The following is a 25,151-nucleotide window of genomic DNA, read 5'->3' as shown; positions in this document are numbered from 1 at the left end:
CGTTACGACCGTCCCCCATCCCGAATGTGAGTGCGTCGCGCCAGGCTAACGGCAAAGACCGACAGCGACCCCCGAGGGTGCTGGTCGGTACAGACCCGGTACACAACCGCACCCGGCCGCTCACAGGAAGGCGCTCGGCTCGCGGGACGGCTCCCGGTCACCCCGGGGAAACGCCGGATGCCCGAAGTCCGCTCAGGTCTCCTGCTCCTCGCGCACGCCCGGCACATGCGGCAGCCGGGCGGCGGCGACCACTCCTTCGAGGTAGCCGCGGGCCCGCTCGGTGCGCGGGTAGGCCTCCAGCAGCCGCCAGAAGTCGGGACCGTGGCCCGGGACGAGCAGATGCGCCAGCTCGTGGCAGAGCACGTAGTCGACGACGTACTCCGGCATCCCCTGCAACCGGTGCGACAGCCTGATGCTGCCCTCGGCCGGGGTGCACGAACCCCAGCGGGTGTTCTGGTTGGTGACCCAGCGCACGGAGGCGGGCCGGGCCCGGCCGTCGAAGTACTGGGCGGACAGCCGCTCGGCACGCTCGGTCAGCGCGGCGTCGCCCAGCACCCGCTTGCTCTCCTGGGCGGCGAGCTTGTCGAGCATGACGGTGACCCAGCGCTGCTCCTCCGCCTTCGACATCCGGGCGGGGATCAGTACGACGGTGCGGTCGCCCTCGCGGTACGCGGAGACCGTCCGGCGGCGCCGGGCGCTCCTGCGGACCTCGATCGCGCTCGTCCCCGAGCCGCGGGGCGGCTGGCTCGTCGTGCTGCGCTGTGGTTCACCGGCGCGGTGCAGTGGGTCGGCGGGCACGCCCCGACGTTACCCGCTGGGCGGGGGCAAAGTCCCGGCCCGGGGACGGTTCACCCCGGATCCCCCACCATGTGTTTGATTCGTACGACCGATCCATGCATCCCTTTTGCACCACTTCACCCCGTCTGATTGATATGAAGAACACCCCCAGCCTGTGGATAACTCCCGATGCCCGGACAACGGCACGGGCATGCTGGCGCAGACACGCATTCACGGACACGGGGGGCCGGTCATGCATCCGATGGTGAAACCCGCGCTGCGGCGCGGCTGGCGCGACCGCAACACCGTGCAGTTCGGGATGACCCCGGCGCACGCCCTGACCCTGGGCCCGGTCGCCACGGCGACCGGCAGCTTCCTGGACCTGCTCGACGGCACGCGCGGGCTGCCGCTGCTGCGCGAGGAGGGCCGCCGGGCGGACGTGCCGGCCGACCACGTCGACGCACTGGTGGAACGGCTGGCCCACGCGGGCCTCCTCGACGACACACGCGGCGGCGGACCGGCCGCGGACGCACTGCGGGAGAAGACGGACGTCCTCGAACGGCTGCGCCCCGACCTCGCCTCACTGTCCCTCCTCACAGCCGAGCCGGGCGGCGCGCTGGCCCGGCTCGCGGCCCGGCGCGCGCTGCGCGTCCGGGTGCGCGGCGCGGGCCGGGTCGGCGCCCTGCTCGCGTCGGTGCTCTCGGGCGCCGGCGTCGGCGAGGTCGACGTGTGCGACGTGGGCCGGGTGGAGCCGTGGGACGTGGCGCCGGGCGGGCTGACCGCCGAGTCGCTGGGCGACCGCCGGGACGCGGCGGCCCGGTCCGCCGTCCGCCGCGCCGCACCGGACCGTCCACCGCGCCACGCCCACTCCCCGGGTTCCGGCGCCGAGGAGCCCGGCCTCTCCCTGGTGGTCTTCGCGCCCCGCGACGATGTCGCCGTGCACGCCCCGGACCCGTTCACCGCCGAACCGCTGATGGCCTCCGGCACCCCTCATCTCTACGCCGGGGTCGTGGAGGGCACGGGTGTCGTCGGCCCGCTCGTCCTGCCCGGCGAGACGGGCTGCGCCGGCTGCCTGGACCGCGACCGCACGGACAAGGACCCGGCCTGGCCCCGGCTGGTCACCCAGTGGCGGTCCGGAAGGTCCCGCCGCGTCGGGGCCTGCGACCTGGCCCTGGCCACGGCGGTGGCCGGTCTCGCCGCGGCGCACGCCCTGACCTTCCTCGACGGGGGGTCACCGTCCGCCGCCGGCACTCGCTGGGAGGTGTCCCTGCCCGGTCTGGACTGGCGCGCCCGACCGGTCCGGCCGCATCCGGAATGCGCCTGCGGGGCGGCCGGCAAAGAGAAACGGGAGCACTCCGCAGCCGATGGCGGGACACGCGCGACAATGGCGGTGCAACGGCCGTCGACGAAGCGGCGACGCGAAGCAGGCGCGGCACGGCCGACTGGGACCTGGAGGGCGCATGTCTGATCTTCCCCGGAAGGCGGTCACCCGTACCGCCAAGCTCGCCGCGCTCCCGCTCGGCTTCGCCGGCCGGGCGACCTGGGGGCTGGGCAAGCGGATCGTGGGCGAGTCCGCGGAGATCGTCGGCCGCGAGCTGCAACAGCGCACGGCGGAGCAACTGTTCAAGGTGCTGGGCGAGCTCAAGGGCGGCGCGATGAAGTTCGGGCAGGCGCTGTCCGTCTTCGAGTCGGCGCTGCCGGAGGAGATCGCCGGCCCCTACCGCGCGGCCCTGACCAAGCTCCAGGAGGCCGCCCCGCCGATGCCGACCCGCACCGTGCACGCGGTGCTCCAGGAACGGCTCGGGCCGGACTGGCGCGACCTCTTCGAGGAGTTCGAGGACAAGCCGGCCGCCGCGGCCTCGATCGGCCAGGTGCACCGGGCGGTGTGGCACGACGGCCGCGAGGTCGCGGTCAAGGTGCAGTACCCGGGCGCGGGTGAGGCACTGCTCTCCGACCTCGGTCAACTGAGCCGGTTCGCCCGGCTGTTGGGTCCGCTCATCCCGGGCATGGACATCAAGCCGCTGATCGCGGAGCTGAGGGACCGCGTCTCGGAGGAACTGGACTACGGGCTGGAGGCCCAGGCGCAGAGCGTCCACGCGCAGGAGTTCGCGGACGACCCGGACGTGGTCGTCCCGGCGGTGGTGCACCAGTGCGACCAGGTGCTGGTGACCGAGTGGATCGACGGCATCCCGCTGTCCGAGGTCATCGCGGACGGCACCCAGGAGCAGCGCGACCGGGCCGGCCAGCTCCTGGCCCGCTTCCTCTTCTCCGGCCCGGCCCGCACCGGCCTGCTGCACGCCGACCCCCATCCGGGCAACTTCCGTCTGCTGCCCGGCGGCCCGGACGGCCCGGACGACTGGCGCCTGGGCGTGCTGGACTTCGGCACCGTCGACCGGCTCCCCGGCGGCCTGCCGGCCCCGATCGGCATCTCGCTGCGGATGACGCTGGACGGGGAGGCGGAGACGGTCTACGAGCTGCTGTGCGCCGAGGGCTTCGTGAAGGAGACCGTCGAGCTGGACCCGGACGCCGTCCTCGACTACCTGCTGCCGATCATCGAGCCGGCCCGCGTGGAGGCGTTCACCTTCACCCGCTCCTGGATGCGCAGCCAGGCCGCCCGCATCGCCGACCCCCGCTCCCCCGCCTACCAGCTCGGCAAGCAGCTCAACCTGCCCCCGGCCTATCTGCTGATACACCGGGTGACGCTCAGCACGATCGGGGTCCTGTGCCAACTGGGCGCCGACGTACGCCTCCGCGACGAACTGGAGGAATGGCTCCCGGGCTTCGCCGCCGACGCGCCCGAGGAGACCGGCACCGACGAGGAGGAGTCGGCGGAGGGGGCGTGATCGGCGTGCCCTGAGTTCTGGGGGGTGGGGGGAGGGGGCGGGGGCGGGGGGGGAGGCCCCCCCGGAGAAGGGATCTCACCACCAGGCCGAGTCCAGCCGTCCCTCGATCGCCCGGAGGTTCTCCCGGGAGCAGGCGTCACAGAAGTACTGGCGGACGCCGTTCTCCACGGAGCAGGTCCAGGTGGCCGGCTGGGGGCCGTCGGCGGGGGTGCCGCAGCGGGCGCACACCAGGCGGCGGCGCTCCGCGGTGGAGCCGCCCTGATCACTTCCGCCGGGAAGACTCGTCACCCGGTGACGATAACCCCGTGACCGGCCGATCGGCGTGCGCAACGCACCGCGGGGGCCGGTCCGTTCGGCCGGACCGGCCCCCGCGGGGAGGCTTCGCCTCCCTGTTCCGGGAGGCCACCGCTGCTCAGGTGTGTTCGTTACTGCATGACGGCCATGGCGAGCGCGCGGCGGGCGCGCAGCGAGGCGCGCTCGGCTCGCCGCTGCATCCGCTGCGCGACCGCCAGGCGCACGGCCCGGCGTTCACGCGCGGCGTCATGGAGTCGCTCGTGCATATGCGCACGAGCCAGGGCTTCTTGCATGAGTTGCATCTCACGGTTCCTGTTCTGGCGCGCTTCGGTCGCGCCGGTGGTGGTGAAGTCTGTGGTCGCGGAGCCGGCGGGCTCGCTGGTGGACGGCTTCATCGGGGCCTGCTTCTTGGGGTCGTGCGTGAGGGGGCGATCGATCGTTCCTGCGGTGTTCATGCCGTGACCGGGTTCTTCCGCGGGCGGCCACGGGGCCGCTTCCGGGCGACGACGACTCCCTGGACGAACAGCTCGCCACCCCAGACGCCCCAGGGCTCGCGCCGCTCCTTGGCGCCGGCGAGGCAGGCCTCCATCAGCGGGCAGGTGCGGCAGAGGGACTTGGCGTACTCCACGTCCGCCGGAGACTCGGCGAAGAAGACCTCCGGGTCGTAAGAGCGGCAGGGGACGGGTACGCCGAGGTTCTCGATGGCGTCGTCGAGCGCGGTGAGCGCGGTGAGGGGGGTCAAGGCGGAGTCCTCCGTGAGGCCGGGCGGGGGGATGGTTTGCGAAGGCGGTACGGACGGGGCGTGCGCTTCGAGTTGCACGGGTGGTCTTCCTCGTCTGGTCGGTCCGGCCGGTTGACCGGGTGTCGGCTGGGTACCGGGTTCTCTTCCTGTCCCGAGGCCCCTTCGCTCCGTCGTCCCCGTTCGGGGAAAACAGAAGGGCCGCGGATCCCGGATGGGGTTCCGCGGCCCTGAAGGCGCCGGCCTGATCGGCGATCAGGCTGGATCACTCCAGGGTTCTGGCCCACGGAAGGCCCACATCAGGTGGTGCTGCGTCGTCTGCTTCCGGAATCCGGCACCGGCCGCCGCAAAGGCATAGGCGTGCGCCTGTGCCACTACCGCTTCCAGTGCCTTGGTCGGTCGCTCATTGCGCTCACGGACGGGAAGACCCGCGAGGGCAGGGGAGGACGCCGGACGCACGGCACGAATGCCGGACAGACCGGTGCCCTGGTTCGAGGCGCCGAGCATGCAGGTGGAGACGGTCGAGCGATCGGTCAGTTTGGCCGTGCTGACGGTGGTGCTGGTGGTGATGCTGATCACTGGACTCGCCTCCTCTCGGCGTCTCAAGGGACCGGGGTGAACCGGTCCCGTTCGGATATGCAAGTACATCACGGAACCCGCGCCTTGGAGAAGGCCGCTGCTTCCGTGCCTAGAACCTATGGGGATTCGCGGGGCATGCGCAAACTATTTTTTCGACGAGTTGGCATCAGTCGCCGCTGTCGTCTCCACCAGGTTCTTGACCTGCGCATATGGCCAGAACGTCGGCTCCGTAGCTGCGCAGCTTGCGATTGAGGACACCGGGGATGCGGGCGAGTTCGGCGGGACTCTCCGGGCATGTCTCCGCGATGGCCATCAGCGTCCGGTCGGTGAAGACGCAGAAGTCCGGCTGGCCGCTGCGCTCGGCCTGTACCGCCCGCCATTCCCTGAGCCGTTCGTAGAGCCCCTCGTCCATGTCCGAGGGGCAGTCCGCGCAGCGCATCAGCTTCATCTCGCCCGCGTCGGTGAGCGTGCGGCCGCAGACCCGGCAACGGGCGGGGGTGCGCTGGGTGCGCCGGGGGGCGAGGGCGGCGCTCGCCGGGGTGCCGCGTTCGACGCCCGCGCCCGCGCCGGCGCCGGTGCGGCCGACGGTGGGGGTGGTGCCGGGGCGCAGCCCGTCGAGGAAGCGGCTCGGCCGTCGGTTGGGGCGTCCGCCGGGCGAGCGGGACAAGGCCCAGGACAGATGGAGGCGTTCCCGGGCGCGGGTCACGCCGACGTAGAGCAGTCGGCGTTCCTCCTCGATCTGCTCGTCGGTGCGGGCGTAGGTGATGGGCAGCATGCCCTCGGCGACGCCGACCAGGAAGACGACGTCCCACTCCAGGCCCTTGGCGGCGTGCAGGGAGGCCAGCGTGACGCCTTGGACGGTGGGGGCGTGCTGGGCGTTCGCCCGTTCGTCCAGTTCCGCCACGAAGTCGGCGAGGGTGACTCCGGGTCGGGCCGCGGCGAGGTCGTGGGCGAGGTTGACCAGGGCGGCCAGGGATTCCCAGCGCTCCCTGACGGCGCCGGAGCCGGCCGGGGGTTCGCTGGTCCAGCCCTCGCCGGACAGGACGGCGCGCACCTGGGAGGGCAGGTCCACGGCCTCGTCGAGGAGGGAGTCGTTGCCGCCGAAGCGGGCCGCGCCGCGCAGGGCGATGCCGGCCTTGCGGACCTCGGGGCGGTCGAAGAAGCGCTCGGCGCCGCGGAGCTGGTAGGGCACCCCGGCGTCGGCGAGCGCCTGCTCGTAGGTCTCGGACTGGGAATTGGTGCGGAACAGGACGGCGATCTCGGCGGCCGGGACGCCCACGTCGATCAGCTCGCGGATACGGCGGGCGGCGCCCTCGGCCTCGGCGGGCTCGTCGGTGTACTCGGTGTGGACGGGCTCGGGCCCCGAGGGGCGCTGGGAGACGAGTTCCAGCCGGTGGTCGGCGGCGCGGCCCCGGGCCTGGGCGAGCAGGCCGTTGGCGAGGCGGACGATCTGGGGGCTGGAGCGGTAGTCGCGGACCAGTTTGACGACGGTGGCGCCGGGGTGGCGGACGCGGAAGTCGAGCAGGTGGTCGGGCGTTGCTCCCGTGAACGAGTAGATGGTCTGGCTGGCGTCCCCGACGACGCACAGGTTGTCACGGTCGCCGAGCCACAGGTCCAGCAGCCGCTGCTGGAGGGGGCTGACGTCCTGGTACTCGTCCACGACGAAGTGCTGGTACTGCGCGCGGACCTGTTCGGCGATGTCGTGCCGGTCCTGGAGGATGGCGACGGTGAGAAGCAGGACGTCCTCGAAGTCGATGACCGCGCGGTCGCGCTTGAGGTCCTCGTAGGCGGCGTAGAGGTGGGCGATCTCGGCCGGGTCGCGGGGGGCCTCCCGGCCGGCCTTCGCAGCCGCGTACGGGTAGTCGCCGGGAACGGTCTGGGTGACCTTGGACCATTCGATCTCCGCGGTCACGTCCCGCAGCTCGTTGCGGTCGAGCCGGGTGCCGAGGGCGGCGGCCGCGTCGGCGACGAGCTGGATCTTGCGGTCGACGAGCCGGGGCATGGACCCTCCGATCGCCTTGGGCCAGAAGTACTGGAGCTGGCGCAGGGCGGCGGAGTGGAAGGTGCGGGCCTGTACACCCTGGGCGCCGAGCTGGCGCAGTCGGCCGCGCATCTCTCCGGCGGCGCGGTTGGTGAAGGTGACGGCGAGCACGCTGGACGGCTGGAGGATGCCGGCGCGTACCCCGTAGGCGATGCGGTGGGTGATCGCCCGGGTCTTGCCGGTGCCCGCTCCGGCCAGCACGCACACCGGACCGTGCAGGGAGGTGGCCACCTCGCGCTGCTCGGGGTCGAGCCCTTCGAGCACCGCGTCGGCCCCGCTCGGCGGAGCCGCGTAGGGGGAGCCACCGGTGCCCTGCGGGAAAAGGGTGGAATGCGTTGCTGCTGTCACACCGCCATGCTGCCAGGTCGCCCGGGACGGCTGTGCCGGTTGTCCACAGGCGGGGGCTCGCAGTCGTACTAATGCGGCAGGCGTCACAGCCGGGAGCGCGTACCGGGACCGGCGGGCTGGTCTCCCGGAATGGCGGGCCGACCGGTCGTCCGAGGAACGGCGGACCGGCCGTCCGGGAACGGCGGCCCCGCCACGCTTGACTGACGAGGCTGTCGCGCGGGAACGGTGGCCCAGTCGCGCGGGAACGGCGGCCCAGTCGCGCGGGAATGGCGGGCCGGTCCCTTACGTTCTCTCCCTGGACGACATTTTCCGAGCTGCCTGAGGAGCGCGAGAGACATGCAGGGCACTGTGACGATGTACAGCACGACTTGGTGCGGCTACTGCCGGCGGCTGAAGAGCCAGCTGGACCGGGAGGGCATCGCCTACACCGAGATCAACATCGAGCAGGACCCCGACTCCGCGGCCTTCGTGGAGAAGGCGAACGGTGGAAACCAGACCGTCCCGACCGTGCTCTTCGCGGACGGCTCCACGCTGACGAACCCGTCGCTGGCCCAGGTCAAGCAGAAGCTCGCCGCGTAAGCGCGGGCCGCACCGAACGGCGGCTCCCGAGTCCGGAACCGGATCGGGAGCCGCCGTTCGCCGTCTCAGACGAAGCTGCGGGTCGGCAGGGGCTTGCCGTACCACATCTCGATCAGGCGGGCCGCGATGGAGATGCCGTAGGGCGGCAGCACCTCGCCGGCCTCGAAGGCCGCGCGCAGTTCCTCGCGGGAGAACCAGCGGGCCTCGTGGATCTCGTCCCCGTCGACGTCGATCTCGGTGGAGGTGGCGCGGGCCATGAAGCCGAGCATCAGGCTGGACGGGAAGGGCCAGGGCTGGCTGGCGACGTACTCGACCGGGCCGACGGTGACGCCGACCTCCTCGCACACCTCGCGGCGCACCGCCTGCTCGATGGACTCGCCGGGCTCCACGAACCCGGCGAGCGTGGAGAAGCGGCCTTCGGGCCAGTGGACCTGGCGGCCGAGCAGGATGCGGTCGTCCTCGTCGGTCACCGCCATGATCACGGCGGGGTCGGTGCGCGGGTAGTGCTCGGCGCCGCAGGCCGGGCAGCGGCGGATGTGGCCGGCCGCCGCGATGACCGTGCGCTCGCCGCAGCGGGAGCAGAAGCGATGGGTGCGCTGCCAGTTCTCCAGGCCGACCGCGTGCACCATGAGCCCGACGTCGCGCGGCGACAGCAGCAGGCCGGCCTCCCGCAGCCCCGCCGGGCGCGCGGACTGGTCGATGCGGCCGGGCAGCGCGTCCTTCTGGAGCGCGAAGTAGCTGACACCGTCCTCGTCGATGCCGAGGAAGTAGCGGTGCGCCTCGGTGAGCGGGGCCTCGAAGGACGGCGTCATGACGAGTTCGGTGCGGCCGTCCGGGGTCTCGTCGATGAGCACCTGGCCGCCGGAGACCACGAAACAGCGGGTCGTGGGGTGGCTCCACGCCGCCGCGAGCCAGGCCTCGTCCAGCCGGTGGTGGGCGGCGCGGTCGATGCCGCTCGGGGCGGTCAGTGAGATGGGTCGGTCGGCTGTGTGGTCGGTCCAGATGGTCACGGGTGCTTCCAACTCCCCCAGTGCGGCGGTTCTTTCGGCGGGCGGTTCGGCGGGACGTTAGGGCGGGAGGGCACCGGGCCGGGTGCGGCCGGGGCGGCGGGACGGTCGGGGCGGTCCCTCCAGTGTGCCCCGCGCACGGTGCCCCGCCGTACGGCGCCGGCCGGTCAGGATGCGGTACGCCAGTTCCGGGCCAGGTCACCCCACAGGTAGGCGCTGGTCTCGACGCCCTTGAGGAGGAGGTCCAGCTCGACCTTCTCGTTGGGTGCGTGCCAGCCGTCGGACGGGACGGAGATGCCCAGGAAGAGCACGGGGGCGCCGAGGACTTCCTGGAGGTCGGCGGCGGGTCCGGAGCCGCCCTCCCGGGTGAAGCGGACCGGCTCCTGGAAGGCGCGGCCCATGGCGCGGGCCACGGACTGGAGCGCGGGGTGGTCGAGCGGGGTCAGGCACGGGCGCGTGGCCGGGCCGAAGTCGATCTCGTACCGGATCCCGGCGGGCACCTGCTCGGCGGCCCAGGCACGGACGGCCTTCTCGATGTGGTCGGGGTCCTGGCCGGCGACCAGCCGGAAGGACAGCTTCACCATGGCCGTCGCGGGGATGATCGTCTTGCTGCCGGGGCCCTGGTAGCCGCCGCCCATGCCGTTGACCTCGGCGGTCGGGCGGGCCCAGAGGCGCTCCAGGGTCGAGTAGCCGGCCTCGCCGTGGAGGGCGGAGGACTTGGCGGTGCGCAGCCAGCGCTCCTCGTCGAAGGGCAGCTCGGCGAAGAGTTCGCGCTCGCGGTCGGTCAGCTCGACGATGCCGTCGTAGAAGCCGGGTATCGCCACGCGCGCGTGCTCGTCGTGGAGGGCGGCGACCAGGCGGGCTGCGGCGGTGGCAGGGTTGGGCACGGCGCCGCCGAAGGAGCCGGAGTGGATGTCCTGGTCCGGGCCGTACAGCCGGATCTCGCACTCGGCGAGACCGCGCATGCCGGTGCACACGGTCGGGGTGTCCTCGGACCACATGCCGGTGTCGGAGACGATCACGGCGTCGGCGGCGAGGCGCCCGGCGCGCTGTTCCACCAGGGCCCGGAAGTGCGGGGAGCCGGACTCCTCCTCGCCCTCGATCAGCAGCTTGAGGTTGACGGCCGGCGCGGTGCGGCCGGTCGCGGCGAGGTGGGCGCGGACGCCGAGTGTGTGGAAGAACACCTGGCCCTTGTCGTCGGCCGCCCCGCGCGCGTAGAGGCGGTTCTCGCGGACGACCGGCTCGAAGGGGTCGCTGTCCCAGCCGTCCTCGCGGGCGGCGGGCTGCACGTCGTGGTGACCGTAGACCAGGACCGTGGGTGCCTCGGGATCGCCGGACGGCCACTCGGCGAAGACGGCGGGGGCCCCGGGGGTCTGCCAGACCTCGGCGGTCGGGAAGCCGATCTCCGACAGCTTGGCGGCGAGCCAGTCCGCGCTGTGCCGTACGTCGGGAGCGTGGTCGGGCTGGGCCGACACGGAGGGGATGCGCAGCCATGCGGCGAGGTCGTCGAGGAAGGCGGCGCGGTGCTGCTCGATGTACGTGCGGACGGCACTGTCCGGGGTCAGGCTCATGCTCCCGAGCCTATCGGCCCGCGCCGGCATCCTCGGCGGGCGGTTCGTCACACTCAGCTCGCCTTGGGTGTGCCCTCCGTCTCACCCGTGAGCAGCCGCTCCAGCGCGGCCCGGTCCGGCAGGCCCTGGGGGCGTACGACCTCGCCGCTGCGTACGTACAGGAACGTGGCGGTGACGGACTCGGGCGGTATGCCCTGCTGCTCGGCCCAGGCCAGCCGGTACACGGCGAGTTGGAGCGGGTCGGCGGTGCCGGTGCGGCCGGTCTTCCAGTCGACGATCTCGTACGTCGCCCCGTCGCCGTCGCCGTGCCGGTAGACGGCGTCGATGCGGCCCCGGACGACACGGCCGGCGAGGGTGAGCTGGAAGGGGGCCTCGACCCGGTACGGGGTGCGCCGGGCGTACTCGGTGCGTTCGAAGGCGTCCTTGAGGGCTTCCAGGTCGCGTTCGTCGGCGATCTCGGCGTCGCCGCCGGGCAGCTCGTCCGGTTCCAGCAGGGGCAGGGCCAGCTCCTCGAAGCGGGTCTCCACCCAGGCGTGGAACCGGGTGCCCCGGCGTGCGGCCGGTTGCGGGGGGCGCGGCATGGGGCGCGCGAGTTCCTGTGCGAGCCCGTCCGGGTCCTCGGCGAGCCGCAGCAGCTGGGTGGCGGTGAGCGTGGTGGGCAGGGGGACCTCGGTGACGGTCTGCCGGGCGCGCAGCAGCTCTCCGGTGAGCGCGTCCAGGTCACGGTCCCAGGAGGCGATGGTGCGGGCCTCCTCCGGGGTGAGGGCGGCGGTGAGCCGCGGTTCGGCGGCACGGGGGCCGTCCTGCGGGGCGGGCGCCTGGTGCGGGACCGTGGGCCGTTCGGCACCCCAGGCGTCCTGGTCGAACGGGTCGTCGTCGAGGGGTTCGGCGTACAGGGGATCGTCGCCGAACGGATCGTCGTGCGGAAGATCCTCTTCCTGGGGCGGGTCCGCGTACGGCTCCTCGTCGTACGGGTCGTCGCCGTACGGCTCGGCGTCATACGGTTCGTCGTCCGGGGGGGCGGGCCAGTCCGGGTCCTCGGCGCCGGCGGGGTCGTGCAGGGCCGGCCGGCGCCCGTCGGCAGGCTTGGCGGCGAGGGCGTCCAGGTGGGCGAAGACGGTCTCCGCGGCGGCGCGGCGACGGGCCAGGGCGGCGTCGTCCAGCGGGAGCGGCCACACCTGGTCGGCGGTGGCCGCGTGCAGGGCCGGGTTCTTCTCGTCCTCGGCGGGCGGGTCCGCCCACACCTCGATCTCGCCGTACCCGGCGGCGCAGTGGTCGTACAGGGCCGTGAGGAAGTCCGACGGGCCGCGCGGCTTCTTCTGGCTGGGCCCCCACCAGTGGCCGGAGCCGAGCAGGAGTGAGCGCGGCCGGGTGAAGGTGACGTAGCCGAGTCGGAGCTCCTCGGTGTGCTGGTGCTCCTTCATGGCCTCGTGGAAGGCCTTCATGCCGCGCGAGTCCCAGGAGTGCACGTCGGGCAGGGTGTCGGTGTCGCCGCGCAGGGCGTGCGGCAGCACCTTGGCCTGCGCGGTCCACTTCTCGCGGCCCTGGGCGCTGGGGAACGTGCCGGTCACGAGTCCGGGGACGGCCACGACGTCCCACTCCAGGCCCTTGGACTTGTGCGCGGTGAGCACCTTGACGGTGTTCTCGCCGCCGGGCAGGGCGTTGTCGAGGCCCTTCTCGTACTGGGCGGCGGTGCGCAGGAAGCCGAGGAAGGCCAGCAGGGTGGCCTCGCTGTCGCTCGCGGCGAAGGAGGCGGCGATGTCCAGGAAGTTGGACAGGGTCTCGCGGCGGCGGGCGGCGAGCGCGTGCGGGGACGCCGACAGCTCCACCTCCAGGCCGGTGACGGCGAGGACGCGGTGCAGGACGTCCATCAGCGGGTCGGACAGCGAGCGGCGCAGGTCGCGCAGCTCGGCGGCGAGCCGGGCGAAGCGCACGCGCGCGTCCGGGGAGAACGGCAGCCCGGCGTCGTCGCCCTCCTCCGTGGGCGCTTCCAGGAAGGTGTCCAGGGCGTCCGCGAGCGAGATCACCTCGGACGGGTCGACGCCTTCCACGGCCTTCGCGAGCCGGCGGTCCGGGTCGTCGGTGCCGTCCACGCGCGCGTGGGCGACCAGCAGCCGGGCGCGGCGGCCCAGCAGGGCGAGGTCGCGGGGGCCGATGCGCCAGCGCGGTCCGGTCAGCAGGCGCACCAGGGCGGCGTTGGCGCCGGGGTCCTGGAGGACCTCGCAGACGGCGACGAGGTCGGCGATCTCCGGCAGGTGGAGCAGGCCGGAGAGGCCGACGACCTCGACGGGGATGTCGCGGGCGACGAGGGCGCCCTGGATCTCGGCGAAGTCGGTCGCGGTCCGGCACAGTACGGCGATCTCGCCGGGCGGGGTGCCGGTGCGCACGAGGTGGGCGAGGGAGTCGGCGATCCAGTCGATCTCCTCGGCGTGGGTGGGCAGCAGGGCGCAGCGGACCGTGCCGTCGTACTCGGCGCCCGGGGCCGGGCGGAGTGCCTCCACGCCCGCGTGCAGGGCGCGCAGGGGGGCGGCGAGGCCGTTGGCGAGGTCGAGCAGGCGCCCGCCGCTGCGGCGGTTCTCGCTGAGCGCCTGCCGGGTGGCGGGCCTGCCGTCGGCGTGCGCGAAGTGGTCGGGGAAGTCGTCCAGGTTGGCGACGGAGGCGCCGCGCCAGCCGTAGATGGCCTGGCAGGGGTCGCCGACGGCGGTCACCGGGTGACCGGTGCCGCCGCCGAACAGGCCGGCGAGCAGGACGCGCTGGGCCACGGAGGTGTCCTGGTACTCGTCCAGGAGCACCACGCGGAACTCCTCGCGCAGCAGGCGGCCCACCTCGGGGATGCGGGCGAGGCGGGCCGACAGGGCGATCTGGTCGCCGAAGTCGAGCAGGTCCCGCGCGCGCTTGGCGGCCCGGTAGCGCTGGACGAGCTCGGCGAGTTCCCGGCGGGCCGCTGCGGTCTCCGGGACCTTGCGCAGGTCGGCGTTGGTGAGCTTGGCCCCTTCCAGGGTGCGCAGCAGGCCCGTGTCCCAGGCGCGCAGTTCCTCGGGGTCGACGAGGTGTTCGGCGAGTTCGGAGTCGAGCGCGAGCAGGTCGCTGACGAGGTCGGCGAAGGAGCGGGTCAGTGCCGGGTACGGGCCCGGGGCCTCGCGCAGCACGCGCGCGGCGAGCTGGTAGCGGGTGGCGTCGGCCAGGAGGCGCGAGCTGGGCTCCAGGCCGAGCCGCAGGCCGTGGTCGGTGAGCAGGCGGCCGGCGAAGGAGTGGTACGTCGAGATGACCGGCTCGCCCGGAGGGTTGTCGGGGTCAATGACATCGGGGTCGGTGACGCCGGCCTTGATCAGGGCCTTGCGGACGCGTTCGGCCAGCTCACCGGCGGCCTTGTTGGTGAAGGTCAGGCCGAGGACCTGTTCGGGGGCCACCTGCCCGGTGCCGACCAGCCAGACCACGCGGGCCGCCATCACGGTAGTCTTGCCCGACCCGGCACCGGCCACGATCACCTGCGGGGCGGGCGGCGCGATGATGCAGGCCGTCTGCTCCGGGGTGAACGGGATGCCGAGGAGCTCCTTGAGCTGCTCGGGGTCGGTGATACGGGCGGGCATGTCGAAAGAGGCTAGCGGCGGGGACTGACAATCGAGACCGGGTCGGTCGGCCGGGGCGGAAGAAGCGCAGGTCAGCCCCTGTGGTGCCGTACGTCACCCATGTCGCGGGTCACGTCACTCGACCACGTGCCGTCCCTCCGGGCGCGCGCTGCACGACGCCCGGAACGCGCAGTGCGCGCAGTGCTGGCCGGCGCTCGGCGTGAACCGCTCGTCGAGGACCTTTCCTGCGGCGGTGGCCAGCAGCTCGCCGACCCACTCCCCCGTGGGCGGCTCCTGGGTCTGCACCTTGGGCAGGCTGTCGCCCCCGTCCCGCTTGGCGGCGCCCTGTCTGAGGTGGACCAGCTCCGCGCCGCCCGGCTCGGGGCGTACGCCGTCGAAGGCCGTGTCGACGGCGCCTTCGCGGACGGCGAGCTGGTAGACGGCGAGCTGGGGGTGGCGCTCCACCTCGCCCGCGGTGGGCGCCTGCTTGCCGGTCTTGAAGTCGACCACGTAGGCGCGGCCCTCGGCGTCCGTCTCCACGCGGTCCATCTGGCCGCGGATGCGGACCTGGTAGTCGCCCGCTTCGAGGGTGACGTCGAAGTCGTGCTCGCTCGCCACCGGGGTCCGGCCCGCGCGGGCCAGCACGTGCCAGTTCAGGAAGCGTTCGAGCGCCACGCGCGCGTTGTCCTTCTCCTGCCGCGACTTCCACGGCGCGTCGAAGGCCAGCGCGTTCCACACGGAGTCCAGGCGTTCCATGAGGACGTCGAGGTCGGCGGGGGTGCGGCCGGAGGCGACCTCGTCGGCGAGGACGTGGACGACGTTGCCGAAGCCCTGCGCGGTGGTGGCGGGGGCGTCCGCCTTCACCTCGCGGCCCAGGAACCACTGCAACGCGCAGGTGTTGGCGAGCTGGTCGAGGGCGCTGCCGGAGAGCACCACGGGCTGGTCCTTGTGGCGCAGCGGCACCTTGCTCTCGGTCGGATCGAACATGCCCCACCAGCGGTAGGGGTGTGCGGACGGGGCCAGCGGGCGGCCGTCCTCGTCGGCGAGCGCGGCGAGCCGGGCGAGCCGGCGGGCGGCGGCCTCCCGCAGCACGGCCGACGCGCGCGGGTCGACCGTGGTCGCGCGCAGTTCGGCGACGAGCGCGGCGACGGACAGCGGCCGGCGCGGGCGCCCGGTGACGTCCCTCGGCTCGACGCCCAGTTCGGTGAGGAACCGGGACGGCTGGTCGCCGTCGTCGGCCGGTGCCTTCACCGCGGTGACGACGAGGCGGTCACGCGCGCGCGTGGCGGCGACGTAGAACAGACGGCGCTCCTCGGCGAGCAGCGCGCCCGGGGTGAGCGGCTCGGCGAGTCCGTCGCGGCCGATGCGGTCGGCCTCCAGCAGCGAGCCGCGGCGCCGCAGGTCGGGCCAGAGTCCCTCCTGGACGCCGGCGACGACGACCAGCCGCCACTCCAGGCCCTTGGCGCGGTGCGCGGTCATGACGCGGACGGCGTCCGGGCGTACCGCGCGGCGGGCGAGCGTGTCGGCGGCTATGTCCTCGGCCTCGATCTGCTCCAGGAAGTTCAGCGCGCCGCGGCCTCCGAAGCGCTCCTCCGCGCGCGCGGCGGTGGCGAACAGCGCGCACACGGCGTCCAAGTCCCGGTCGGCGTTCCGGCCGGCCGCGCCACCGCGCCGGGCGGCCCGCTCCAGGCGCCCGGGCCACGGTGTGCCCTGCCACAGGTCCCACAGCGCCTCCTCGGCCGTACCGCCGCCGGCGAGGCGCTCACGTGCCTTGCGGAGCAGCGCGCCGAGACGCTGCGCCCCGCGCGCGTACGCCGGGTCGTGCACGGCCAGGCGCTCGGGCTCGGCGAGCGCCCGCGCGAGGAGTACGTCGGACGGGGGCGGCAGGGGGTTCCCGGCGGCCCGTTCCTCCTCGCGCAGGGCACGCCCGAGGCGGCGCAGGTCGGCGGCGTCCATCCCGGCGAGCGGCGAGGTGAGCAGGGTGAGAGCGGTCTCGGTGTCCAGCCAGGAGGCGTCCGGAGCCGGTTCCGCGGGGGCTTCGGCGCCTTCTTCAGCGGCATGGGCGGGGCCGCCGGCAGCTTCGGTGGCTTCCTCGCCGGCTTCCGTACCTGCCTCGGCGGCTTCCGTGCGTGCCTCGGCGGCCTCCGTACCTGCCGCGGCGGCTTCGGTGCGTACCCCGCCCACTTCAGTGCGTACCCCGGCGGCATGGCTGGGCGCCCCGCCGGCTCCTTCACCAGCCGGTTCGCGCTTCTCCGGATCCCCGGCCGACTCCTCGTCGCGGTTCCGTGCCTCCGCCGTGGCCACCGCGCGGAGGGCCGTGAGCAGCGGTGCGACCGCGGGCTCGTGCCGCAGGGGCAGCTCGTCACCGTCGATGTCCAGGGGGACGCCGGCGGCGGTGAGGGCCCGGCGGAGGGCCGGGAGGCGAGAGCCCGCGCGTACCAGGACGGCCATGTCGCTCCAGGGGACGCCGTCCTCCAGGTGCGCGCGGCGCAGGATGTCCGCGATGTTGTCCACTTCCGCGCCGGGCGTCGGGTACGTGTGGACCTCGACCCGGCCGCCGTCCCGTACGGCGGCCGGCTCCCGGTGGGCGCGGACCTTCTCGGCGGGCAGCCGGGACAGCGGCATGCGCTGGGTGATCAGGCGGGTCGCGGCCAGCAGGGCGGCGCCGGAGCGGCGCGAGGTGCGCAGTACCGCGACGGGGGCGGGGCGGCCGTCCGCGCACCGGAAGGCGGCCGGGAAGTCGAGGATGCCGTTCACGTCGGCACCCCGGAAGGCGTAGATCGACTGGTCGGGGTCGCCGAAGGCGACCAGGGTGCGCCCGCCGCCCGCCAGGGCGTGCAGCAGCCGGACCTGGGCGGGGTCGGTGTCCTGGTACTCGTCGACGTACACGGCGTCGTACTGGGCCGCCAGCCCTGCCGCGGTCTCCGGGCGGCGGGCGAACAGGACCGCGCGGTGGACCAGTTCCGCGTAGTCCAGCACGCCCTGGAGGTCGAGGGTGTCGAGGTACTCGGCGAGGAACGCGGCCGCCGCCCGCCAGTCGGGGCGGCCGATGCGGCGGGCGAAGGCGTCCAGGGCCTCCGGACCGAGGCCCAGCTCCCGGCTGCGGGCGAGGACGGCACGGACCTCGTCGGCGAAGCCACGCGTGGTCAGGCAGGCGCGCAGTTCGTCCGGCCAGCGCACGTGGGTCAGGCCGAGCCGCTCCAGCTCCGGCTGGCCGGCGAGCAGCTCCCGGACGGTGACGTCCTGCTCCGGGCCGGAGAGCAGGCGCAGCGGCTCGGTGAACCGGCCGCTGTCCTGGTGGGCGCGGACCAGCGCGTAGCAGTACGAATGGAATGTGGTCGCCCTGGGGGCGCGGGCGGCGCCCATGCGCAGGGCCATGCGGTCACGCAGGTCGACGGCGGCCTTGCGGCTGAACGTGAGCACCAGGATGCGCTCGGGGTCGCCGCCCCGGGCGATCCGGTCGGCCACGGACTCGACCAGCGTGGTGGTCTTGCCGGTGCCGGGGCCGGCGAGGACGAGGAGTGGTCCGGTCCGGTGGTCAACCACGGCACGCTGTGCCGCGTCCAGACGAGGGGGGTCCACGACGGCCGGAGGGGTACGGACCAGTCGGTAAGCGCCACGGCTCCCCTGCCGCACCGGTGGGTGCGGCGGGCGCCTGGTGGAGGAAGAGGAGCTCACGTGATGTGCCGGTCCTGGTGGTCGTGCTGGCGGGCAGGCGGTCACGCGCGCGAGGCGGTGGCCGCGGGATGAGGGGGACACGTGCTGCCGACGCTACGCCGCCGCTCCGGATGGAAGCAGGGCTTCCGCTTCTTCCCTCGCGGCGCTCGGTTCACGCGCGTCCCACATCTCATGAACGTACGGCATGCCACGGACGTCCCCCATGTCCCTCGAACGGGCCACAGGCTCCCCGCGGCGACATCCGATGGCGGAAGCTGTCAGGTGTGACCCTCCGCACCCGCGCCGCCGTCCCATCGGGCCCGACGCATGTCGAGCCGCGGCAGATGGCCCTCGGTGCTGCTGCCCGCCTGCTTCAGCGGGGTGCCCTCCGCGCGGTAGTGGGCGAGCGCGCGCAGCTCGTGTCCGGGCAGCAGCACGCCGTCGGCGCGTACGACACGCCACCACGGGACCGCGCCGCCGTAGAGGGCCATCACCCGGCCGACCTGGCGCGGCCCGCCCTCCTCCAGCCACTCCGCGACATCGCCATAGGTCATGACCCGGCCCGGCGGAATCCGCTCGGCGACGTCCAGCACCCGCTCGGCGTATTCCGGCAGTGCGTCCGCGTACCCCGGCAGCGCGTCCGCGTACTCCGCGCGGGCGTCTTCGGGAGGGCTCTGCTCGCTCATCCACCCCATCCTGCCGCACCCCACCGACGTTCCGGCGGGGGCCGTGGGGAACGGTCCTCTCGCCCCCGCGCGGTCCTTGGGGCAGACTGTGCGCCCGCGCATCCGCACCCTGATGCCCGTGAGTGTCGGTGGGGCATGCCACCATCGTGCGGGCGGTGACTGGTGATACGAGACCACGAAGAGACCATGAAGGAGCAGGGCGTGCACCCCGAAGGAGCGGCGGGCACCCCTGACGCCTCCGCGCGCCCCGGCCCCGCTCGCGCGGACGACGGCGGCACCGGCGCGCAGCAGGAAGACACCGGCCGGCACAGTCAGGAAGAAGCTGGTCAGCGCAGGGACGACGGCACGCGCGCGCGTGGCGACGGCGGAGCGGACGCCGCCGGGGGGCCGCCCGCCCCCGAGGCGGCGCACGTCCCCGGGAGCACGGCCTCGGAGCACCGTCCGTGCGCCGGCGACGACCCCCACGCCGAGCAGGTGGAGCGCGACGAACCGCTGCTCCCCGCGCGCGTGCACCGTCCCTCCGACCTGATGCGGCTCCTGGTCGGCCTGCTCGGCATCGTGGTGCTTCTCGCGATCGCCGCGTTCGCGCACGGCACCACCTCGGGCCTCGAACAGGACATCAACAAGGGCACCGGGCAGGCCCCGGACCTGCTGATCAAGATCGCGGGGCTGGCGTCCAGCATCGCGATCCTGCTGGTGCCGGTCGCGTTCGCGATCGAACGGCTGATCAAACGGGACGGGCTGCGCATCGCCGACGGCGTCCTCGCGGCCGTCCTGGCGCACGGAGTGACGCTCGCCACCGACCTATGGGTCGCCCAAGCCGCCCCGGACTCGATCCAGGAGGCACTCACCCAGCCCTCACCGGGCGACATCCACGCCCTGACCGACCCGGTGCACGGCTATCTGGCGCCCGTGATCGCCTACATGACGGCCGTCGGCATGTCCCGCAGACCCAGATGGCGCGCGGTGCTGTGGATCGTGCTGCTGCTCGACGCGTTCTCGATGCTGGTCACCGGCTACACGACCCCCTTCTCGATCATCCTGACCGTGCTGATCGGCTGGACCATCGCCTACGGCACCCTGTACGCGGTCGGCTCCCCCAATGTCCGCCCGACCGGCCACACGCTGATGGCGGGCCTGAGGCACGTCGGCTTCCATCCCGTCGGCGCGGCCCGCGAAGAGGTGGTGGAGACGGAGAACGGCGACCGGGGCCGGCGCTACTTCGTCTCCCTGGAGGACGGCCCGCCGCTGGACGTCACGGTCGTCGACCGGGAACAGCAGGCCCAGGGCTTCTTCTACCGCGCCTGGCGCAATCTCACCCTGCGCGGCTTCGCCACCCGCTCCAGCCTCCAGTCGCTGCGCCAGGCACTGGAGCAGGAGGCGCTGCTGGCGTACGCGGCGATCGCGGCGGGCGCCAACGCGCCCAAGCTCATCGCCACCTCCGAACTCGGCCCGGACGCGGTCATGCTCGTCTACGAGCACACCGGCGGGCGCACCCTGGACTCGCTCGCCGACGAGGACATCACCGACGAGCTGCTGCGCAACACCTGGCACCAGGTACGGGCCCTGCAGTCCCGGCGCATCGCGCACCGCAGGCTGGCCGGAGACGCGATCCTGGTGGATCGTTCCGGCAGGGTGATCCTCACCGAACTGCGCGGTGGCGAGATCGCGGCCGGCGATCTGCTGCTGCGCATGGACATCGCCCAGCTGGTCACCACGCTCGGCCTGCGGGTGGGTGCCGAACGGGCGGTGACCTCGGCAGTCAAGGTCCTCGGCCCGGACGCGGTCGCCGACTGCCTGCCGATGCTCCAGCCGATCGCGCTGACGCGCTCCACGCGCGCGACGCTGCGCCGACTGGCCAGGGAGCGGGCCCAGCGCGAACGGGAAGCGGTGCTCGAAGCCTCCCGGCAGGCCAAGCTGGCCCGTGCGGAGGAGGCGTCCGAGACGGCCCCTCCCGGGCTCGACAAGCCCGACAAGAAGGCGGTCCGCGCCGAGCAGCGCGCGGAGAAGCGGGCCATCGACGAAGCCCTCGAAGAGGCCCGCGAGGAGGATCTGCTCACCCAGATCCGGCACCAGGTGCTGCGGATCAGACCCCAGGCCCCCGTGGAACCGGCCCGCCTGGAACGGGTCCGGCCGCGCACCCTGATCAGCTTCATCGCCGGTGCGATCGGCGCGTACTACCTGCTGACGCAGCTCACCCACATCGAGTTCGCCACGCTGTTCGCCCAGGCCCAGTGGGGCTGGGTGATCGCCGCGGTGCTGTTCTCCGCGCTGAGCTACGTCGCCGCCGCGATGGCCCTGCTGGGCTTCGTACCGGAGCGGGTGCCGTTCCCGCGGACCGTGGCGGCGCAGGTCGCCGGGTCGTTCGTGAAGATCGTGGCGCCGGCCGCGGTCGGCGGTGTGGCCCTCAACACGCGCTTCCTCCAGCGCGCCGGCGTACGTCCGGGGCTCGCGGTGGCGAGCGTCGGCGCCTCGCAGCTGTTCGGGCTCGGCTGTCACATCCTGATGCTGCTGTCCTTCGGCTATCTGACCGGCACCGAGAAGACACCGTCGCTGTCGCCGTCCCGCACGGTCATCGCGGGTCTGCTGACCGTGGCCGTCCTGGTCCTCGTGGTCACCTCGGTGCCGTTCCTGCGGAAATTCGTCGTCACGCGCGTGAGGTCGCTGTTCGCCGGTGTCGTGCCGCGGATGCTCGACGTGCTGCAACGGCCCCAGAAGCTCATCACCGGCATCGGCGGGATGCTCCTGCTGACCGCCTGCTTCGTGATGTGCCTGGACGCCTCCATCCGGGCCTTCGGCGACGGATCGGTGTCGCTGAGCATCGCCAGCGTCGCCGTCGTCTTCCTCGCCGGCAACGCGCTCGGCTCCGCCGCGCCCACCCCTGGCGGCGTGGGCGCGGTCGAGGCGACCCTCACCGTCGGCCTGATCGCCGTGGGCCTGCCCAAGGAAGTCGCCGCGCCGGCCGTCCTGCTGTTCCGGCTGCTGACCCTGTGGCTGCCGGTGCTGCCGGGCTGGCTGGCCTTCAACCACCTCACCCGCAAGGGAGCCCTGTAAGCGGGCCTGCCCGGTGCGGTCCCGGCCTCGCCGGTGTGTACCTCTTCCGGCCCGCGTCCCGCGCGCCCCGGCGTGCACGCCCCCACGATGGGAGTATGGCGAACCCGTTCCGGCTGCGCGCCGCCGCGCTGACCACCACCGCTGTGCTGCTCTCCGCTGTACTGGCCGGATGCGGCGACGGCGGCAAGGACGGGGATCTCACGGCGCAGAAGCTGGACTGGAAGTCCTGCCCGGCCCCCTCCGAGGCGGAAGGCGGCGGCAGTCCTCCCTCGCCGCTGCCCAACGGCGGGGAGTGGCAGTGCGCGACCATGCAGGCGCCGCTGGACTGGAGCAGGCCGAAGGGCGACACGATCGGCATCGCCCTGATCCGCGCCCAGGCCAGTGGGCCCGCGAGCAGGCGGATCGGCTCGCTCGTGTTCAACTTCGGCGGCCCGGGCGGCAGCGGTGTGACCACGCTGCCCGCGTTCGGTGCGGACTACGCGGCCCTGCGCACCCGCTACGACCTGGTCAGCTTCGACCCGCGGGGGGTCGGCCGCAGCGCACCGGTGGAGTGCGAGAGCGACGCCCAGCTGGACGAGTACTTCCAGCAGGACGCGACCCCGGACGACCGTGCCGAGCAGGTCCAGCTCCTGGACCGCACCAGGCAGTTCAACGCGGCCTGTGAGAAGAACTCCAGGAAGATCCTGCCGCATGTGCGCACCACGGACGCGGCCCGCGACATGGACCTGATGCGCCAGGTCCTCGGCGACGACAAGCTGCACTACTTCGGCATCTCCTACGGCACCGAACTCGGCGGTGTCTACGCCCACCTGTTCCCCAAGCACGTCGGCCGGGCCGTCCTGGACGCGGTCGTGGACCCCACGCAGACCCCGGAGGAGGGCGCGCTCGGACAGGCCAGGGGGTTCCAGCTCGCGCTCGACAACTTCGCCAGGGACTGCACCTCGAAGGTCGAGGAGTGCCCGATCGGCAGCACCGAGCAGGAGGTGAAGGACCGCATCGCGCATCTCCTCGCCGACCTGGAGAAGAAGCCGATCCCGGGCATCTTCCCGCGTCAGCTGACGCAGACCGCCGCCACCAACGGCATCGCGCAGTCCCTGTACTCGAAGGACTTCTGGGAGTACCTCACCGAGGGTCTTGAGCAGGCCTACGACGGCGACGGCAAGATCCTCATGCTGCTCTCCGACTCGATGAACGGCCGCAACGAGAACGGCGAGTACAGCAACCTCACCGCGGCGAACACCGCCATCAACTGCTCCGACGAGAAGCCCCGGTACACCGCGGACTACGTCCAGCGGAGGCTGCCCGAGTTCCGCGCCGCCTCCCCGCTGTTCGGCGACTTCCTGGCCTGGGGCATGGTCAGCTGCACGGACTGGGCGGTGCCGGGCGCGGCCGACCATCCCGACGTCAGCGCCCCGGGTGCGGCGCCCATCCTCGTCGTCGGCAACACCGGCGACCCGGCCACCCCGTACGAGGGCGCGCGGAAGATGGTGGAGGCGCTCGGCAAGGGAGTCGGCATCGAGCTGACGTACAAGGGCCAGGGGCACGGCGCGTACGACAGCAAGAACACGTGCGTGCAGAACGCGGTGAACGGCTACCTGCTGGACGGCAGGCCGCCGAAGGCCAACACGGTCTGCGCCTGACGGACCTCTGACAACAGCAGCACCTCAAAGTAGGCGAAACCGCAGGTCAGAGGGTTATCCACAGGCCCACGCAGGCCGAGCCCGGGGCGCCTACGATGGCCTGAACGCCCGGCGCGGCACGATGCGGCGGGCCTGTCAGGGGGGTGCGCATGATGCGATTCCTGCGGTGGACGGCCGCGCTGGCGGCGGGGTTGCTGCTGGCCGGATGCGGGGGCTCGTCCGACGGGGGCGGGAGCAGGGACGAGGGCAAGGGCACGGGCTCGGCTCCCCCGTCGGTGTCGCCCTCCACGACCGCGTCGGCGCCGGCCGGCCTTCCGGCCTCCCTCACCTCCCAGCGCCTCGGCTGGCACCGCTGCGAGGCCACCGGAACCTCGTCCCCGCCGGGCGACGCCTGGCGGTGCGCGACGCTCAAGGTGCCGCTGGACTGGTCCCGGCCGGACGGCAGGACGATCGGGCTCGCCCTCGTCCGCGCGCGGGCGACCGGGGGTGACCGCATCGGCTCGCTGCTGTTCAACTTCGGCGGCCCGGGCGGATCGGGCGTGTCGACGATGCCGTACTTCGAGGCCTCCGTCTCGTCCCTCCACAAGCGCTACGACCTGGTGAGCTGGGATCCCCGAGGGGTCGGCGCGAGCGGGGGTGTCCGCTGCCGCGGCGACCGGGAGATCCAGGCCGCCGAGTCCCTGGACGCCACACCGGACACCCCGGCCGAGGAGAAGGCCTACCTCCAGGACGCCACCGACTTCGGCAAGGGCTGCCGGAAGGCCGCCGGCCCGCTGCTGGCCCATGTGTCCACCACCGACACCGCCCGCGACATGGACCTGATGCGCCAGGTCCTCGGCGACGACAAGCTGCACTACTTCGGCATCTCCTACGGCACCGAACTCGGCGGTGTCTACGCCCACCTGTTCCCGAAGCGGGTGGGCAGGCTGGTCCTCGACGCGGTGGTCGACCCGACCGCGGACACGGTGGGCCACGCCGAGAACCAGGCACGCGGCTTCCAGCGGGCCCTGGACGACTACCTCAAGTCCACCGGCCAGGACCCGGAACAGGGTTCCCGGAAGGTGGCCGACCTGCTGACACGGATCGACGCCGAACCGCTGCCGACGTCGTCCGGCCGGAAGCTCACCCAGACGCTCGCGGTCACCGGGATCATCCTGCCGCTGTACAGCGAGTCGCTGTGGCCGCGGCTGACCGACGCCCTCACGTCGGCGCAGCGGGGCGACGGTTCGGGGCTGCTGGCGCTCGCCGACGAGTACAACGACCGGGACGCCTCGGGCCGCTACGGCACGACGACCCACTCCCAGCGGGTCATATCGTGCCTGGACGACGAACAGCGGCCCACGCTCGCCGAGACGAAGCGGCGACTGGCGGAGTTCCGGCGGATATCGCCGGTGTTCGGGGACTTCCTCGGCTGGGACACGGCGGGCTGGTGCCACGACTGGCCGGTGCCGGGCCAGTACGAGACCCCGGAGGTCAGCGCACCGGGCGCGGCGCCGATCCTGCTGGTCGGCAACACCGGCGACCCGGCCACCCCGTACGAGGGCGCCCGCAGAATGGCCGACGAACTGGGCCGGGGCGTGGGCGTCGAACTCACCTGGAAGGGCGAGGGACATGGGGCGTACGGCAACGGGAGCGACTGCGTCGACTCGACGGTGGACGCCTACCTGCTGAACGGGACGGTGCCGAAGGACGGCAAGGTCTGCTCCTGACGCGAACGGGGGCTCCGGGCGCCGTACGCACCCGAAGCCCCCGCCACGCACACCGGGT

17 protein-coding genes are annotated in these 25,151 nt (G+C 73.2%); 6 read left to right on the top strand and 11 right to left on the bottom strand.

Annotated features, from left to right (window positions below):
• Positions 1-192 precede the first annotated feature (192 nt).
• Positions 193-798 carry a M48 metallopeptidase family protein gene (locus AQJ11_RS41840; protein ID WP_059266953.1) on the bottom strand — a complete coding sequence of 202 codons (606 nt, stop codon included), beginning with the start codon at positions 796-798 and terminating at the stop codon, positions 193-195.
• Positions 799-1,030: 232 nt separating this feature from the next.
• On the opposite strand from AQJ11_RS41840, the gene AQJ11_RS41835 reads away from it, so the two are divergent.
• Positions 1,031-2,245 carry a TOMM precursor leader peptide-binding protein gene (locus tag AQJ11_RS41835; protein WP_059266952.1) on the top strand — a complete coding sequence of 405 codons (1,215 nt, stop codon included), beginning with the start codon at positions 1,031-1,033 and terminating at the stop codon, positions 2,243-2,245.
• The gene (locus AQJ11_RS41830; protein ID WP_059266951.1) at positions 2,238-3,620 is read left to right on the top strand and encodes an ABC1 kinase family protein; all 1,383 of its coding nucleotides are present in this window, start codon (positions 2,238-2,240) and stop codon (positions 3,618-3,620) included. Before AQJ11_RS41835 ends, AQJ11_RS41830 begins: the two co-directional genes overlap by 8 nt.
• A gap of 75 nt (positions 3,621-3,695) precedes the next feature.
• Here the strand turns inward: AQJ11_RS41830 and AQJ11_RS49570 are convergent, their stop codons facing one another.
• The 5 genes from AQJ11_RS49570 to AQJ11_RS41815 form a co-directional block, all read right to left on the bottom strand.
• Positions 3,696-3,908, bottom strand: a complete 213-nt coding sequence (locus AQJ11_RS49570) for a hypothetical protein (protein ID WP_148282094.1) — start codon at positions 3,906-3,908, stop codon at positions 3,696-3,698.
• Positions 3,909-4,045: 137 nt separating this feature from the next.
• Positions 4,046-4,369 (bottom strand): hypothetical protein, encoded by a 324-nt coding sequence (locus AQJ11_RS41825; protein ID WP_014674859.1) that lies wholly within the window; start codon positions 4,367-4,369, stop codon positions 4,046-4,048.
• Positions 4,366-4,734, bottom strand: coding sequence for a WhiB family transcriptional regulator (locus AQJ11_RS41820; protein WP_041665490.1), 369 nt, complete (start codon positions 4,732-4,734; stop codon positions 4,366-4,368). The genes AQJ11_RS41825 and AQJ11_RS41820 overlap by 4 nt, the downstream gene beginning before the upstream one ends.
• Before the next feature lie 174 nt (positions 4,735-4,908).
• Positions 4,909-5,232: a hypothetical protein gene (locus AQJ11_RS47650; RefSeq protein WP_014674857.1), complete on the bottom strand. Its 324-nt coding sequence runs from the start codon at positions 5,230-5,232 to the stop codon at positions 4,909-4,911.
• A gap of 166 nt (positions 5,233-5,398) precedes the next feature.
• A complete protein-coding gene (locus AQJ11_RS41815; RefSeq protein ID WP_279616983.1) occupies positions 5,399-7,708 on the bottom strand; it encodes an ATP-dependent DNA helicase UvrD2 in 2,310 nt (769 codons plus the stop codon).
• A 249-nt stretch (positions 7,709-7,957) separates the two neighbouring features.
• Between AQJ11_RS41815 and AQJ11_RS41810 the strand changes: the two genes are divergently transcribed.
• Entirely contained in the window at positions 7,958-8,200 is a 243-nt protein-coding gene (locus tag AQJ11_RS41810) for a mycoredoxin (protein ID WP_014674855.1), read from the top strand.
• Positions 8,201-8,265: 65 nt separating this feature from the next.
• Here the strand turns inward: AQJ11_RS41810 and nudC are convergent, their stop codons facing one another.
• The 5 genes from nudC to AQJ11_RS41785 form a co-directional block, all read right to left on the bottom strand.
• Positions 8,266-9,210, bottom strand: coding sequence for an NAD(+) diphosphatase (gene nudC / locus AQJ11_RS41805; RefSeq protein WP_014674854.1), 945 nt, complete (start codon positions 9,208-9,210; stop codon positions 8,266-8,268).
• Between the two features lie 164 nt (positions 9,211-9,374).
• Positions 9,375-10,778, bottom strand: coding sequence for a dipeptidase (locus AQJ11_RS41800; RefSeq protein WP_059266949.1), 1,404 nt, complete (start codon positions 10,776-10,778; stop codon positions 9,375-9,377).
• 53 nt (positions 10,779-10,831) lie between these two features.
• Positions 10,832-14,368, bottom strand: a complete 3,537-nt coding sequence (locus AQJ11_RS41795; RefSeq protein WP_059266948.1) for an ATP-dependent helicase — start codon at positions 14,366-14,368, stop codon at positions 10,832-10,834.
• Between the two features lie 114 nt (positions 14,369-14,482).
• On the bottom strand, positions 14,483-18,025 hold the full coding sequence (locus AQJ11_RS41790) for an ATP-dependent helicase (protein WP_107120963.1): 3,543 nt from the start codon (positions 18,023-18,025) through the stop codon (positions 14,483-14,485).
• 257 nt (positions 18,026-18,282) lie between these two features.
• Positions 18,283-18,690, bottom strand: coding sequence for an MGMT family protein (locus AQJ11_RS41785; protein WP_059266946.1), 408 nt, complete (start codon positions 18,688-18,690; stop codon positions 18,283-18,285).
• 186 nt (positions 18,691-18,876) lie between these two features.
• On the opposite strand from AQJ11_RS41785, the gene AQJ11_RS41780 reads away from it, so the two are divergent.
• From AQJ11_RS41780 to AQJ11_RS41770, 3 genes are all read left to right on the top strand, one after another.
• Positions 18,877-21,744: a lysylphosphatidylglycerol synthase domain-containing protein gene (locus AQJ11_RS41780; protein WP_059266945.1), complete on the top strand. Its 2,868-nt coding sequence runs from the start codon at positions 18,877-18,879 to the stop codon at positions 21,742-21,744.
• 95 nt (positions 21,745-21,839) lie between these two features.
• Positions 21,840-23,384 carry an alpha/beta hydrolase gene (locus AQJ11_RS41775; RefSeq protein WP_014674847.1) on the top strand — a complete coding sequence of 515 codons (1,545 nt, stop codon included), beginning with the start codon at positions 21,840-21,842 and terminating at the stop codon, positions 23,382-23,384.
• Positions 23,385-23,533: 149 nt separating this feature from the next.
• Entirely contained in the window at positions 23,534-25,093 is a 1,560-nt protein-coding gene (locus AQJ11_RS41770) for an alpha/beta hydrolase (protein ID WP_059266944.1), read from the top strand.
• Positions 25,094-25,151: the final 58 nt, after the last annotated feature.

The organism is Streptomyces corchorusii, from assembly GCF_001514055.1.
GTDB lineage: Bacteria > Actinomycetota > Actinomycetes > Streptomycetales > Streptomycetaceae > Streptomyces > Streptomyces olivaceoviridis.
Note: the sequence above shows the minus strand (reverse complement) of the source record. Positions and strands in the feature narration are given on the sequence as shown.

Excerpts from the sequence above, each read along its gene's own strand:
- AQJ11_RS41775 (WP_014674847.1), top strand. The coding sequence starts at position 21,840 with ATGGCGAACCCGTTCCGGCTGCGCGCCGCCGCGCTGACCACCACCGCT.
- AQJ11_RS41825 (WP_014674859.1), bottom strand. The coding sequence starts at position 4,369 with ATGAACACCGCAGGAACGATCGATCGCCCCCTCACGCACGACCCCAAG.
- AQJ11_RS41830 (WP_059266951.1), top strand. The coding sequence starts at position 2,238 with ATGTCTGATCTTCCCCGGAAGGCGGTCACCCGTACCGCCAAGCTCGCC.
- AQJ11_RS41780 (WP_059266945.1), top strand. The coding sequence starts at position 18,877 with ATGAAGGAGCAGGGCGTGCACCCCGAAGGAGCGGCGGGCACCCCTGAC.
- AQJ11_RS41800 (WP_059266949.1), bottom strand. The coding sequence starts at position 10,778 with ATGAGCCTGACCCCGGACAGTGCCGTCCGCACGTACATCGAGCAGCAC.
- AQJ11_RS41770 (WP_059266944.1), top strand. The coding sequence starts at position 23,534 with ATGATGCGATTCCTGCGGTGGACGGCCGCGCTGGCGGCGGGGTTGCTG.
- AQJ11_RS41785 (WP_059266946.1), bottom strand. The coding sequence starts at position 18,690 with ATGAGCGAGCAGAGCCCTCCCGAAGACGCCCGCGCGGAGTACGCGGAC.
- AQJ11_RS41810 (WP_014674855.1), top strand. The coding sequence starts at position 7,958 with ATGCAGGGCACTGTGACGATGTACAGCACGACTTGGTGCGGCTACTGC.
- AQJ11_RS41795 (WP_059266948.1), bottom strand. The coding sequence starts at position 14,368 with ATGCCCGCCCGTATCACCGACCCCGAGCAGCTCAAGGAGCTCCTCGGC.
- AQJ11_RS41835 (WP_059266952.1), top strand. The coding sequence starts at position 1,031 with ATGCATCCGATGGTGAAACCCGCGCTGCGGCGCGGCTGGCGCGACCGC.